Source organism: Streptomyces sp. NBC_00726, assembly GCF_045161735.1.
GTDB lineage: Bacteria > Actinomycetota > Actinomycetes > Streptomycetales > Streptomycetaceae > Streptomyces.
Genome location: NZ_CP108983.1, coordinates 2264464 through 2278069, shown reverse-complemented (window position 1 = coordinate 2278069; position 13606 = coordinate 2264464). Strand labels below are relative to the sequence as shown.

Genomic DNA, 13606 nt, shown 5'->3' with positions numbered 1-13606 from the left:
GTACAGCTTCCCGTACAGCCTTTAGAGTGGGCCGGAAACTCCGGGGCTGCCCGGGATCGATCCACCACGACCAGCAGGGAGCGCATGACGTGCGGCCGGTAGGCAGCAAGTACCTGCTCGAAGAGCCGCTGGGACGCGGCGCCACGGGCACCGTCTGGCGTGCCAGCCAGCGCGAGGCGGCGGGCGCCGAGGCGGCCGTGGCCGGCCGGCCCGGCGAGACCGTGGCGATCAAGGTCCTCAAGGAGGAGCTGGCCAACGACGCGGACGTGGTGATGCGGTTCCTGCGGGAACGCTCCGTCCTGTTGCGGCTGACCCACCCCAACATCGTGCGCACCCGCGACCTCGTGGTCGAGGGCGACCTCCTCGCCCTCGTCATGGACCTGATCGACGGCCCCGATCTGCACCGCTACCTGCGCGACAACGGCCCGCTCACCCCGGTCGCCGCCGCGCTGCTCACCGCGCAGATCGCCGACGCGCTCGCCGCCAGCCACGCCGACGGCGTCGTGCACCGCGACCTCAAGCCCGCCAACGTGCTGCTCGCCGACCCCGACGGCGCGATGCGCCCGATGCTCACCGACTTCGGCATCGCGCGCCTCGCCGACTCGCCGGGCCTGACCCGGACCCACGAGTTCGTCGGCACCCCCGCCTATGTGGCACCGGAGTCCGCCGAGGGCCGCCCGCAGACCTCCGCCGTCGACATCTACGGCGCCGGCATCCTGCTGTACGAGCTGGTCACCGGCCGCCCGCCGTTCGCCGGCGGCACCGCGCTCGAAGTCCTGCACCGGCACCTCAGCGAGGAGCCGCGCCGCCCCGGCACCGTCCCCGAGCCCCTGTGGACGGTCATAGAGCGCTGCCTGAGCAAGAACCCCGACCGGCGGCCCAGCGCGGAGAACCTGGCGCGCGGGCTGCGCACCGTCGCCGAGGGCATCGGCGTGCACGCGAGCGCCGCGCAGATCGCCGCCGCCGACGGGGTCGCCGCCCTGCTCGCGCCCGACCCGGCGCCCACCGCCGTACCCGAGGTTCCCGGCGCGGCCGACCCGACACAGGTGCTGCCGGGCAACGCGGGCTCGTACGACCCCAACGGGGTCACCAGCGTCCTGCCGCACGGCGGCGTGCCCGGCGGCGGCTCCCAGGCCGACCCGACCGCCGTCCTGCCGCCCGTGCCGCCGCGCCCCGACAACGAGCCGCGCCCCGAGGACCCGCACCCCTGGCAGTCCCAGCTCGCGGCGGCCCGCGACCGCAACGAGCAGACCCAGGTCCAGTACCTCGACCCGAGCGAGGACCCGCTGCGCCGCCGCCCGCAGCGCCGGCAGCAGCAGCCCCCGCAGCAGCCGCGCGACCGGCAGCCCGGATACCAGCAGCCCCAGCACCAGCAGTACGCGCAGCAACAGCGGCAGCAGCAGTACCAGCCGCAACCGCAGCAGCAGTACCAGCCACCGCAGCGCCAGCAGTACCAGCCGCAGCCGCAGCCCCAGCCGTACGCACCGCCCCAGCAGCCCCAGCAGCCGCAGCGCGCGCCGAGGCAGCGCGGCGCCAACCCGATGAAGATCCCCGGGCTCGGCTGCCTCAAGGGCTGCCTGTTCACGCTGGTGCTGCTCTTCGTGGCGAGCTGGCTGATCTGGGAACTGACCCCGCTCAAGGACTGGATCGGCCAGGGCCAGAGCTACTGGCACGCGATCACCGACGCCGTCACCACCGTGAAGGACTGGATCTCCGAACTGGGCGGCGGCAGCGGCGGCTGACCGCGCCCGGAGGCGTACAACTCTGTAGCTATATCGACTTCCGCGGACCAATTACGAGGCAATTCGCCCGCAGAAGCGAAGGTTGGCGCCAACCACGGCACGCGGGCCCCCGATCGCCGCGTAACTTTGTCGACCGGGGGTTGTTGGGGTCCATCGCCAGCCGCTGAGGGAGCAGTCTTGGCACGGAAAATCGGCAGCCGGTACACCGCCCACCAGATACTGGGGCGCGGCAGCGCCGGCACGGTGTGGCTCGGGGACGGCCCCGAGGGCCCCGTGGCCATCAAACTGCTCCGCGAGGACCTGGCGTCCGACCAGGAGCTCGTCGGCCGGTTCGTCCAGGAGCGCACCGCGCTGCTCGGCCTGGACCATCCGCACGTCGTCGCGGTCCGCGACCTCGTGGTCGACGGCAACGACCTCGCCCTCGTCATGGACCTGGTCCGGGGCACCGATCTGCGCACCCGGCTCGACCGCGAACGCCGGCTGGCCCCCGAGGCCGCCGTCGCCGTCGTCGCGGACGTCGCCGACGGCCTCGCCGCCGCGCACGCCGCCGGGATCGTCCACCGCGACGTCAAGCCCGAGAACATCCTGCTCGACATGGAGGGGCCGCTCGGCCCCGGCAACGCCCACCCCGCGCTGCTCACCGACTTCGGCGTCGCCAAGCTCATCGACACCCCGCGCCGGACCCGGTCCACCAAGATCATCGGCACCCCGGACTACCTGGCCCCCGAGATCGTGGAGGGCCTGCCGCCGCGCGCCGCCGTCGACATCTACGCCCTGGCCACGGTGCTGTACGAGCTCCTCGCAGGCTTCACGCCCTTCGGCGGCGGCCACCCCGGCGCGGTCCTGCGCCGCCATGTCACCGAGACCGTGGTCCCGCTCCCCGGCATCCCCGACGAGCTGTGGCAGCTGCTCGTCCAGTGCCTGGCCAAGGCCCCCGCCTCCCGGCTGCGCGCCTCGGAGCTGGCCGCCCGGCTGCGCGAGCAGCTGCCGCACCTGGCCGGCATCCCGCCGCTGGACGTGGACGAGCCGGACGAGGAGCCGGAGGTCCCGCAGGGCTACGACGAACAGCAGTACACCCCGGCCGGTGAGGAGCCCCGCAGACGCGGCGCGGTCCCGCTGGTGCCCGGCGCCACCCCGGACTCCAACCGCGACACCCACACGAGCATGCGCGTCCCGGCCCCCGACGAGCTGTCCGGCGGCCCCCGGGGCACCGCCCGCGCCCCGCGCGCCCCCGGCCGGCCCCGCCCCGGCTCGGCCCGCAACAAGTCGGCCGCCGTCCGCAAGCGCCGCCTGACCCTGAGCGCCGCGGCCCTCGTGCTGGTCGCCGGCGTCGGCGCGGCCGGCTGGTTCGCCCTGGGCGGCGACGACGCGGACCCGGGCCCCCAGGACACCCGGAACTCGGCCCCCGCACAGCCCTGAGGGCCGGTGATCCGGCAGCCCGAGGAACGTACGCGCCGACAGCCGTTACGCTGGACCCGTGGCAGTCGTCGATATTTCCGAAGAGCTGAAGTCCCTCTCCTCGACCATGGGGTCGATCGAGGCCGTCCTGGACCTGGATGCGCTGAGGGGGGACATCGCCGTGCTTGAGGAGCAGGCGGCCGCCCCGTCCCTGTGGGACGATCCCGAGGCGGCGCAGAAGATCACCAGCAAGCTTTCCCACCTCCAGGCCGAGGTCCGCAAGGCCGAGGGCCTGCGCGGCCGCATCGACGACCTCGAAGTCCTCTTCGAGCTCGCCGAGGCCGAGGACGACGCCGACGCGCTCGCCGAGGCGGAGACCGAGCTGGAGTCCGTCCGCAAGGCGCTGGACGAGATGGAGGTCCGCACCCTTCTCTCCGGCGAGTACGACGCCCGGGAGGCGCTGGTCACCATCCGCGCCGAGGCCGGCGGCGTCGACGCGGCGGACTTCGCCGAGCGGCTCCAGCGGATGTACCTGCGCTGGGCCGAGCGGCACAACTACAAGACCGAGGTCTACGAGACGGCTTACGCGGAAGAGGCCGGCATCAAGTCGACCACCTTCGCCGTCGAGGTGCCGTACGCCTACGGCACGCTCTCCGTCGAGCAGGGCACCCACCGCCTGGTGCGCGTCTCGCCGTTCGACAACCAGGGCCGCCGCCAGACCTCCTTCGCGGGCGTCGAGGTGCTGCCCGTGGTCGAGCAGACGGACCACGTCGAGATCGACGAGTCCGACCTGCGCGTCGACGTGTACCGCTCCTCCGGCCCCGGCGGCCAGGGCGTCAACACCACGGACTCCGCGGTGCGGCTGACCCACCTGCCGACCGGCATCGTCGTCTCCTGCCAGAACGAGCGCTCGCAGATCCAGAACAAGGCGTCCGCGATGAACGTCCTCCAGGCGAAGCTCCTTGAGCGCCGCCGCCAGGAGGAGCAGGCCAAGATGAACGCCCTCAAGGGCGACGGCGGCAACTCCTGGGGCAACCAGATGCGCTCCTACGTCCTGCACCCGTACCAGATGGTCAAGGACCTGCGTACGGAGTTCGAGATGGGCAACCCGGACGCGGTCTTCAACGGCGAGATCGACGGCTTCATCGAGGCCGGCATCCGCTGGCGCAAGCAGAGCGAGAAGTAGTCACCGGCGCCACCTGCTCGTAGCGCCCTGCCCCCGCGGGCAGGGCGCTACCGGCGTTACACGGTCTGGTGGGCCAGCAGGGCCAGGGCGGCCAGGAGCACCACGAACAGCGCGGCCAGCGCCGCCGGGCTGATCCCGGCGAAGAGCCCCTGCCCCTGCTCCCGCATCCGCTCGCGGCTCGCCCGGCACACGGGGCATCGACCCTCGGTGACGGGCGCCGCGCAGTTCGCGCACACCAGTCGGTCGTAGGTCATGCGCTTTCCTCCTCCCGCGCGGCGGAGCCGCACAAGCCATCTCTCCGCACAACGCTCACGGAAACGCGACCGTTCCCTTGAGGGGGCGCCTGGCAAACCCCCGCGGCGTCGCGGCGTCTGGCACGCACGCTCGCGGCGTTGCCGAAAAGCCCTAGTAGCTCCGCTACGAGGACTTCCCGGCGCCTTGCGATCGCACGCACCAGACGACGCTCCTTCTTCCACGGGGGTTTGCCAGGCACCCCCTACCACTGTGCCAGCTCGTGGCGCATTCGGCCGCCCCGCCGGTCACACCCGGGCCCCTTCCCCGCCGAGCCGCCCCGGAATCGCGGTCGTTTCACCGTAAATCACCCATCCCGGTACGCGTGCCTGCACGCGTCAGCCCGGTTCGCGTATGGTCACGCTCACCTACTCCCGGCCGACCGTGGTGCATTCGTGATCCGATTCGACAACGTCTCCAAGACCTACCCGAAGCAGAGCCGTCCCGCTCTCCGGGATGTGTCGCTCGACATCGAGAAGGGCGAGTTCGTCTTCCTGGTCGGCTCGTCCGGCTCCGGAAAGTCGACCTTCATGCGGCTCATCCTGCGCGAGGAGCGCGCCAGCACGGGCGCCGTCCACGTCCTGGGCAAGGACCTCGCGCGTATGTCCAACTGGAAGGTGCCGCACATGCGCCGCCAGCTGGGCACCGTCTTCCAGGACTTCCGTCTGCTGCCCAACAAGACCGTCGCGCAGAACGTGGCGTTCGCCCAGGAAGTCATCGGCAAACCGCGCGGCGAGATCCGCAAGGCGGTGCCGCAGGTCCTCGACCTCGTCGGACTCGGCGGCAAGGAGGACCGGATGCCCGGCGAGCTGTCGGGCGGTGAGCAGCAGCGCGTGGCGATCGCCCGGGCCTTCGTCAACCGGCCCATGATGCTGATCGCCGACGAGCCGACCGGCAACCTCGACCCGCAGACCTCCGTCGGCATCATGAAGCTGCTGGACCGGATCAACCGGACCGGCACCACCGTGATCATGGCGACCCACGACCAGAACATCGTCGACCAGATGCGCAAACGCGTCATCGAGCTGGACAAGGGCCGTCTCGTACGCGACCAGGCGCGCGGCGTCTACGGCTACCAGCACTGAGCACCCAGCACTGAAAGGACGCCATGCGCGCCCAGTTCGTCCTGTCGGAGATCGGCGTCGGCCTCCGTCGCAACCTCACGATGACCTTCGCCGTCGTCGTCTCCGTCGCCCTCTCGCTCGCCCTGTTCGGCGGCGCGCTGCTCATGCGCGAGCAGGTCAGCACGATGAAGGACTACTGGTACGACAAGGTCAACGTCACCATCTACCTCTGCGGCAAGGGCGACGCGGATTCGATGGTGCAGTGCGCCAAGGGCGCGGTCACCAAGCAGCAGAAGGACGAGATCGAGAGCGATCTCAACAAGATGGACGTCGTGGAGAACGTGATCTACGAGTCCAGCGACGAGGCGTACAAGCACTACCAGGACGAGTTCGGCGACTCCCCGATGGCCGGCAACATCACGCCGGACCAGATGCCGGAGTCCTTCCGGGTCAAGCTCCACGACCCCACCAAGTACAAGGTCGTCGCGACCGCCTTCGCCGGGCGGGCCGGGGTGCAGTCGGTCCAGGACCAGAGAGCCATCCTGGACAACCTCTTCGGACTGATGAACGGCATGAACGTCGCCGCGCTGTTCGTGATGGCGCTGATGCTCGTCATCGCCCTGATGCTGATCGTCAACACCGTGCGCGTCTCCGCGTTCTCCCGGCGCCGGGAGACCGGCATCATGCGGCTCGTCGGCGCCTCCGGCTTCTACATCCAGGCCCCGTTCATCATGGAGGCCGCCTTCGCCGGACTGATCGGCGGCGTGCTGGCCTGCGTCATGCTGCTGGGCGGCCGCTACTTCCTGATCGACGGCGGTCTGGCGCTCAAGGACAAGCTCAACCTGATCGACTTCATCGGCTGGGACGCGGTCCTCACCAAGCTGCCGCTGGTGCTGGCGATCGGCCTGCTGATGCCCGCCGTGGCCGCTCTCTTCGCGCTGCGCAAGTACCTGAAGGTGTGATGTGCGCCCCGTGAGGTGCACGCCCAACGTCCCATGCGCCTCCGGGGCGTTGTCCCCAGGGGGTGTCTCGTCGGCCATGGCCGGGTCCGCGGCGTCTGGCACGGCACCTCGCGGCGTTGTCGTCAATCACCAACGCTCCGCGTTGCCTCAATCCTCCGCCTTGCGATGCACCGCACCAGACGCCGCGGCCTGATCCGGCCCTGACCGAGGAGACACCCCCTAGACTCGGCGCCATGTCGGACTCCGGATGTCGCGTCGGGCCCCGCGGTCTGCGCCGCGGGGCGGCCCTGACGCTGGTCTTCGCCGGTGTCCTCGCCACCGGGGCCGCGACCGGCGCCCTGCCCCGCGGCGAGGCGCAGGAACCCCCGGTGCACCCCCGCTCCGTCGCCGCCACCGCCGACCGCGACGAGGTGGCCGCGGCCGCCGCCGACGCGGTCGCCGACGGCAAGTCCGGTACGGAGGCGGCCGAGGAGGTCGTCAGCCGCAGCGGCGACCGCTGGGGCGCGGTCTACGACGAGCGCGAGTACGAGGAGTTCGAGGACGCCCTCGGCGGCACGTACACCGGGGTCGGCCTCGCCGCCCGGCGCTCCGCCGACGGCCAGGTCGCCGTCGCCCGCGTCCAGCCCGGCAGCCCCGCCGACCGCGCGGGCATCCGCTCCGGCGACCTGCTCCGCACCGTCGACGGCCGCCGCGTCGACCGGCTGCCCGTCTCCGACGTGGTGGCCCTGCTGCGCGGCGACCGCACCGGCGCGAAGGCCGGCAGCACCGTCAGCCTCGGTGTCCGCCGGGGGACCGCGACCCGGACCGAGACGCTGCGCCGGGCCCGGCTCACGGTCGAGTCGGTGACCGTGCGGCGGGTCGGGGCGCAGCGCTCGGGCCCGTCCGGCGCGGTGCGCATCGCGGTCGCCTCGTTCACCAAGGGCTCCGGGGCGGCCGTGCGCGACGCGGTCCGGGACGCGCCCGCCGGCGCCGGGGTGCTGCTGGACCTGCGGGGCAATCCGGGCGGGCTGGTCACCGAGGCGGTCACCGCGGCCTCCGCCTTCCTGGACGGCGGCCTGGTCGCCACGTACGACGTGCACGGCGAGCAGCACGCCCTGTACGCGAAGCCGGGCGGCGACACCGAGCGCCCCGTCGTCGTGCTGGTCGACGGGGGGACGATGAGCGCGGCCGAGCTGGTGACGGGGGCGCTCCAGGACCGGGGCCGGGCGGTCACGGTCGGCTCGCGGACCTTCGGCAAGGGCTCGGTGCAGATGCCGAGCGAGCTCGCGGGCGGCTCGGTGGCCGAGCTGACCGTGGGCCACTACCGGACACCGGCGGGCCACGGGGTCGACGGCAAGGGCATCACACCGGACCTCGCGGTGAGCGCGCGGGCCCAGGAACGGGCCGAGACGGTATTGAGTGGCCTCGGGGGCGGTTCGTAGTGCGAAAATGGCCGCACTATGGCTAAGGAAAAGGACACCGGGCGCAAGCTCATCGCGCAGAACAAGAAGGCGCGCCACGACTACACCATCCTCGACACCTACGAGTGCGGGCTCGTGCTCATGGGGACCGAGGTCAAATCGCTCCGTATGGGCCGGGCGTCCCTGGTGGACGGATTTGTCCAGATCGACGGCGGCGAGGCGTGGCTGCACAACATCCACGTCCCTGAGTACGTCCAGGGCACCTGGACCAACCACTCCGCCAAGCGCAAGCGCAAGCTGCTGATGCACCGGGCCGAGATCGACAAGCTGGAGTCGAAGTCGCAGGAGACCGGCCACACCATCGTGCCGCTCTCGCTGTACTTCCTGAACGGCCGGGTCAAGGCCGAGATCGCGCTCGCGAAGGGCAAGAAGGAGTACGACAAGCGGCAGACGCTGCGCGAGAAGCAGGACACCAGGGAGACGAACCGCGCCATCGCGGCGGCCCGCCGCCGGCAGCGAAGCGCCTGATCCGGGCCCGGCACCCCGCCGCCGGCCCCTCCGGCGGGAATACGCTGGCATCGTCGTGCGTTGGTCACGTACGATGGCAACGCACCCCACGGAGGGTGTGGCACCACCTTGAAAAAACAACATGGGGATGATCGGTTTCGACAGCGGATGTCGAAGCAGGGGAAGCGAGTCGAGGAAGCGGCAATGATCTCGTAAACCATATGTCGCAACCAATAATCGCCAATTCCAAGCGCGATTCCTCCGCCTTCGCCCTCGCTGCCTAATTAGCAGCTAAGCGAAGACTCTGCGGAGTGTCAGCCCGGGGGTGATCCCGACCCGGATCCTGGCATCATCAAGGGATCTAAACTTCTGAGTCCGGTCACGGGGCACAGAAGGAAATCAAACAGTGACTGGGCCTGTCGGAGGCTTGTCCGCGTGACCTCCGAGGCCGAGAAAAGCGTAGCGGACTGCACTCGGAGAAGCCCTGGTTCCGCACCGTTGGACGCGGGTTCGATTCCCGCCATCTCCACAATTCCCATGTGACACGAAGGCCCTCGCCGCAGCAGCGGTGGGGGCCTTCGTGCGCCGTGCCGCGGCTACCCTCCGCATCCCTACGAGGGCGTAGAAGCATGTTGTGCCCCGGAGTGCGCACCCCTCTCGCGCTCCTGCCGACCGGGTAAGGGGGCAGCGGGCACAAGACGGCTGGAAAACAGATGTATCTCTCATGATGAAGAACACCACCGAGCGGGTTCGGAGTGTCCTCGGCGTGCGCTACATTCATATGCCGGGTGCCTGTGGTATGGGCTCGTGGACTGGGTGGGTTCCGGTGCGTACCCCCGTGACCAGCGAGTCTGTGCGCACCCGATCTTGATGGGGGAAGTGCACAACAGTGGAATCTTGGCGTGAAGGTGCCCATGCGGGGCACACGCATGAGCCGCATGAGGTCACCGTTCAGCTGGATGGCCTGGGGCGGCAGCTCTCCGAGCTCGTTCCGGAGCCTGTTCCTCCCGAGGGCGCCGACGGGCCGGTCTTCGTCGACGAGAGCGGTCGGCGAGGTAAGACGATGCGGCGGCTCGGCTGGGTGCTCGGTGCGGTCTTCATCTGCTACGCGCTGACGTTGGTCGTCGCCGTGCTCGGCGGGAGCTCCGCGGCCCCTTTCCTGCCGGTCTCCGGTCAGGAGGAGCACCAGAAGACGGAGGAGGTGCGGACATCGCCTTCGCCGAGCGCGAGCCCCGGCGAACCCAGTGCCTCCGCCGACGCGAGCCCCGGCGCCTCGCTGTCCGCCACGCCGCCGCAGGAGAGCGGCGCGGCGCTGCCGGGCGGCACCGATGGCGGCCGTCCTACCGCCTCCGCGACCCGGTCCCCGGCCTCCGGATCCGGCACGGGGTCCAAGCCGGCCACGAGTACCACGGGAGGTGACGGCGGCGGCACACCGGCCGATGAGACGACGCCGGCCTCGGGGCAGCCGACCGACACCGGCAGCCCGGACGCCGATCCGGACCCGCCGGCCCCCGAAACCACGCCTCCCACCACCGAGTCCGCAGGCCCGCCCCCGCAAGAACAAGAAGGCGCCCACTAGATGACCACCCCTGCCGCCCAGGGCAGGAGCAACAACCACCGGAAGAAGCAGACCCGCCGGCGCAGACTTCCGATGCGCTACATGCTGCCCCTTCTGTTCCTCGTTGCCCTGCTCGCCATGCTGATGCTGCGTGGCTACGTGCACAGCGAAATCCTCGCCGACTTCCGCGTCCGGCCCCCCGTCGCGACCGACCGGGTGCCCGAGCAGGTGCTGGACGGCGGGCCGGTCATCGACGCCCGTTCCACCACCGAGCCCGCGAAGACCCTGCGCATCCCGGACCACAAGATCGTGCTGACCTTCGACGACGGCCCGGACCCGGAGTGGACGCCGAAGGTGCTGGACGAGCTGAAGAAGTACCACGCGCACGGCGTCTTCTTCGTCACCGGCACCATGGCCTCGCGCTACCCGGAGCTGGTCGAGCGCATGGTCAAGGAGGGGCACGAGGTCGGGCTGCACACCTTCAACCACCCCGACCTGTCCTACCTGTCGACCAGTCGCATCGACCGGGAGCTGTCCCAGAACCAGCTGGTGCTGGCCGGTGCGGCGGGCATCCGCAGCTCGCTCTTCCGGCCGCCCTACTCCTCGTTCGCCGACGCCATGGACAACAAGTCCTGGCCGGTCACCCAGTACATCGGCAGCCTCGGCTACCTCACCGTCGTCAACAACACGGACAGCGAGGACTGGAAGCGGCCGGGCGTCCGGGCGATCATCAAGCGGGCCACGCCCAAGCACGGCAAGGGCGCGATCATCCTCATGCACGACTCCGGCGGGGACCGGTCCCAGACCGTCACCGCCCTGGGGAAGTTCCTGCCGAAGATGCAGAAGCAGGGGTACACGTTCGACAACCTCACCGACGCGCTCGGCGCACCCAGCGCGCACTCCCCGGTCACCGGTTTCGACCTGTGGAAGGGCAAGGCGTTCGTCTGGGCCGTAGGCGTGTCGGAGCACGTCACCGATGTGATGGTGGCCGGGCTCGCGGTGATCGGTGTGCTGGTCTTCGCCCGCTTCGGGCTGATGCTCGTGCTGTCCTTCATCCACGCCCGCCGGGTCCGCGGACGCGACTTCAGCTGGGGCGAACCCGTCACCCGCACGGTGACCGTCCTGGTGCCCGCGTACAACGAGAAGAAGTGCATCGCGAACACGGTGCGCTCACTCCTGGCAAGTGACTATCCGGTCGAAGTCATCGTGATCGACGACGGCTCCACGGACGGCACCGCGGACATCGTCCAGCGGATGCGGCTGCCCAACGTCCGGGTGGTGCGCCAGCGCAACGCGGGCAAGCCCGCCGCCCTGAACAACGGCATCGCGCACGCCCGCAACGACATCATCGTGATGATGGACGGCGACACGGTCTTCGAGCCGTCCACCGTCCGCGAGCTGGTGCAGCCCTTCGGCGACCCGCGCGTCGGGGCCGTCGCCGGCAACGCCAAGGTCGGCAACCGCGACTCGCTGATCGGCGCCTGGCAGCACATCGAGTACGTGATGGGCTTCAACCTCGACCGCCGCATGTACGACGTGCTGCGCTGCATGCCCACCATCCCCGGCGCGGTCGGCGCCTTCCGGCGCGAGGCGCTGGAGCGGGTCGGCGGCATCAGCGAGGACACCCTCGCCGAGGACACCGACGTCACGATGGCCCTGCACCGGGACGGCTGGCGCGTCGTCTACGCGGAGAACGCCCGCGCCTGGACCGAGGCACCGGAGACCGTGCAGCAGCTCTGGTCGCAGCGCTACCGCTGGTCGTACGGCACCATGCAGGCGATCTGGAAGCACCGCAGGGCGGTCATCGAGCGCGGGCCGTCCGGCCGGTTCGGCCGTGTCGGACTGCCGTTCGTCTCGCTGTTCATGGTCGTCGCCCCGCTGCTCGCCCCGCTCATCGACGTCTTCCTGCTGTACGGGCTGGTGTTCGGGCCCACCGAGAAGACCGTCGGCGCGTGGCTCGGCGTCCTCGCGGTGCAGCTGGTGTGTGCCGCGTACGCCTTCCGGCTCGACCGGGAACGCATGACCCATCTGCTCTCGCTGCCCCTCCAGCAGGTCCTGTACCGGCAGCTCATGTACGTGGTGCTGCTCCAGTCCTGGATCACCGCTCTCACCGGCGGCCGGCTGCGCTGGCAGAAGCTGCGCCGCACCGGGGTCGTGGAGGCGCCCGGCGCGATGCCCGCCCAGCGCGGGCGCACCGAGGACCGGAGGCCCGTCGCATGACCCGTCCGAGCGGGCCCCCGGCGTCCCCGCACCCGTCGCAGGGCAACGAACAGACCATGGCGCTGCGGGTGGTGCTGCCCGCCCCGGCGCCCGCCCCCGTGCCCCCGCCGGAGCCGGCCGGCACCGCCACCCCGGCCAGGGCCGGCCGGGACCGCTATCTCGACCTGCTGCGCGCGATCGCGCTCGTCCGGGTCGTCGTCTTCCACCTCTTCGGCTGGGCCTGGCTGACCGTCGTCTTCCCGTCCATGGGCGTCATGTTCGCCCTGGCCGGATCGCTGATGGCCCGCTCGCTGGCCCGGCCCGCGTGGAGCGTGATCCGGAGCCGCCTCCGCAGGCTGCTGCCGCCGATGTGGGCGTTCTGCGCCGTCGTCGTGCCCATGGTCTTCCTGCTCGGCTGGAAGCCGGTCCGCGAGGAGGGCGTCTGGTGGTTCCTCAAGCTGGGCTGCTACCTCCTGCCGATCGGCACCCCGCCCTTCCCCTGGGAGAACGGCTCCGAGGGCGGCTGGCTGGAAACCTCCTGGGCCGAGCAGGGCATCGGGCCGCTCTGGTACATCCGCGCCTACCTGTGGTTCGTACTGGCCTCCCCGCTGCTGCTCAAGGCGTTCCGGAAGCTGCCCTGGGTGACCCTGCTCGCCCCGATCGGGCTCACCGCCGTCATCGGCACCGGCCTGGTCACCGTGCCGGGCACGGCCGGTGAGGGCCTGGTCGACTTCGCGGTGTTCGGCTCCTGCTGGATTCTCGGCTTTGCCCACAACGACGGGCTGCTGAAGACCGTCCCGCGCTACCTCGCCGTGTCGCTGGCCGCGATGCTGATGGCCTTCGCGCTGTGGTGGGGCGCCCACCACCTCACCGAGGAGGGCTGGAATCTGGACGAGATCCCGCTCGCCCAGGCCACCTGGTCGCTCGGATTCTGCATGATCCTGCTCCAGTACGCCCCCTCCTGGCGGGAGCTGCCGGGCCGGCTGGCCGGCTGGGACAGCCTGGTCACCCTCGCCAACAACCGGGCGGTGACCATCTATCTGTGGCACAACATGCTGCTGATGGCCACCTTCCCGATCATCGACCTGCTCTGGGACGTGCCCTGGGTCGGCGACCACCTCGGCACGTACATCGACCGCGCGGACAACGCGCTGGCGCTGATCATCGTCTGGCCGCTGATCGGGTTGGCGATCCTCGCCGTCGGCTGGGTCGAGGACCTGGCGGCCAAGCGCCGCCCGAGGCTCTGGCCCAACGGCGCCGCCCGCGCCCGTACGTAACCGCGCTCTCACCGGGCCGGCA

Annotated in this window: 11 protein-coding genes and 1 other RNA gene; 11 read left to right on the top strand and 1 reads right to left on the bottom strand. The window is 70.8% G+C overall.

Going from position 1 to position 13606, the window contains the following annotated elements:
* Positions 1-89 precede the first annotated feature (89 nt).
* The 3 genes from OG338_RS10070 to prfB all read left to right on the top strand — a co-directional run bounded on the left by OG338_RS10070 (position 90) and on the right by prfB (position 4326).
* Positions 90-1742, top strand: a complete 1653-nt coding sequence (locus OG338_RS10070; RefSeq protein WP_405936989.1) for a protein kinase domain-containing protein — start codon at positions 90-92, stop codon at positions 1740-1742.
* A gap of 177 nt (positions 1743-1919) precedes the next feature.
* The gene (locus OG338_RS10065; protein WP_405936988.1) at positions 1920-3161 is read left to right on the top strand and encodes a protein kinase domain-containing protein; all 1242 of its coding nucleotides are present in this window, start codon (positions 1920-1922) and stop codon (positions 3159-3161) included.
* Positions 3162-3219: 58 nt separating this feature from the next.
* Positions 3220-4326 (top strand): peptide chain release factor 2, encoded by a 1107-nt coding sequence (gene prfB, locus OG338_RS10060; RefSeq protein WP_405936987.1) that lies wholly within the window; start codon positions 3220-3222, stop codon positions 4324-4326.
* A gap of 56 nt (positions 4327-4382) precedes the next feature.
* Here prfB and OG338_RS10055 read toward each other — a convergent pair whose 3' ends face one another.
* The gene (locus tag OG338_RS10055) at positions 4383-4580 is read right to left on the bottom strand and encodes a hypothetical protein (RefSeq protein WP_405936986.1); all 198 of its coding nucleotides are present in this window, start codon (positions 4578-4580) and stop codon (positions 4383-4385) included.
* Between the two features lie 432 nt (positions 4581-5012).
* On the opposite strand from OG338_RS10055, the gene ftsE reads away from it, so the two are divergent.
* The 8 genes from ftsE (at position 5013) to OG338_RS10015 (ending at position 13584) form a co-directional block, all read left to right on the top strand.
* Positions 5013-5702 carry a cell division ATP-binding protein FtsE gene (gene ftsE / locus OG338_RS10050; RefSeq protein ID WP_018100798.1) on the top strand — a complete coding sequence of 230 codons (690 nt, stop codon included), beginning with the start codon at positions 5013-5015 and terminating at the stop codon, positions 5700-5702.
* A 23-nt stretch (positions 5703-5725) separates the two neighbouring features.
* A complete protein-coding gene (gene ftsX / locus OG338_RS10045) occupies positions 5726-6643 on the top strand; it encodes a permease-like cell division protein FtsX (protein WP_405936985.1) in 918 nt (305 codons plus the stop codon).
* Between the two features lie 233 nt (positions 6644-6876).
* Positions 6877-8064: a S41 family peptidase gene (locus OG338_RS10040; protein WP_405936984.1), complete on the top strand. Its 1188-nt coding sequence runs from the start codon at positions 6877-6879 to the stop codon at positions 8062-8064.
* A gap of 18 nt (positions 8065-8082) precedes the next feature.
* Positions 8083-8571: an SsrA-binding protein SmpB gene (smpB, locus tag OG338_RS10035; RefSeq protein ID WP_018100795.1), complete on the top strand. Its 489-nt coding sequence runs from the start codon at positions 8083-8085 to the stop codon at positions 8569-8571.
* 123 nt (positions 8572-8694) lie between these two features.
* Positions 8695-9082: a transfer-messenger RNA gene (gene ssrA, locus OG338_RS10030) on the top strand.
* 531 nt (positions 9083-9613) lie between these two features.
* The gene (locus OG338_RS10025; protein ID WP_405936983.1) at positions 9614-10129 is read left to right on the top strand and encodes a hypothetical protein; all 516 of its coding nucleotides are present in this window, start codon (positions 9614-9616) and stop codon (positions 10127-10129) included.
* 72 nt (positions 10130-10201) lie between these two features.
* The gene (locus OG338_RS10020) at positions 10202-12328 is read left to right on the top strand and encodes a glycosyltransferase (RefSeq protein ID WP_405940375.1); all 2127 of its coding nucleotides are present in this window, start codon (positions 10202-10204) and stop codon (positions 12326-12328) included.
* Positions 12325-13584 (top strand): acyltransferase, encoded by a 1260-nt coding sequence (locus tag OG338_RS10015; protein WP_405936982.1) that lies wholly within the window; start codon positions 12325-12327, stop codon positions 13582-13584. Before OG338_RS10020 ends, OG338_RS10015 begins: the two co-directional genes overlap by 4 nt.
* Positions 13585-13606: the final 22 nt, after the last annotated feature.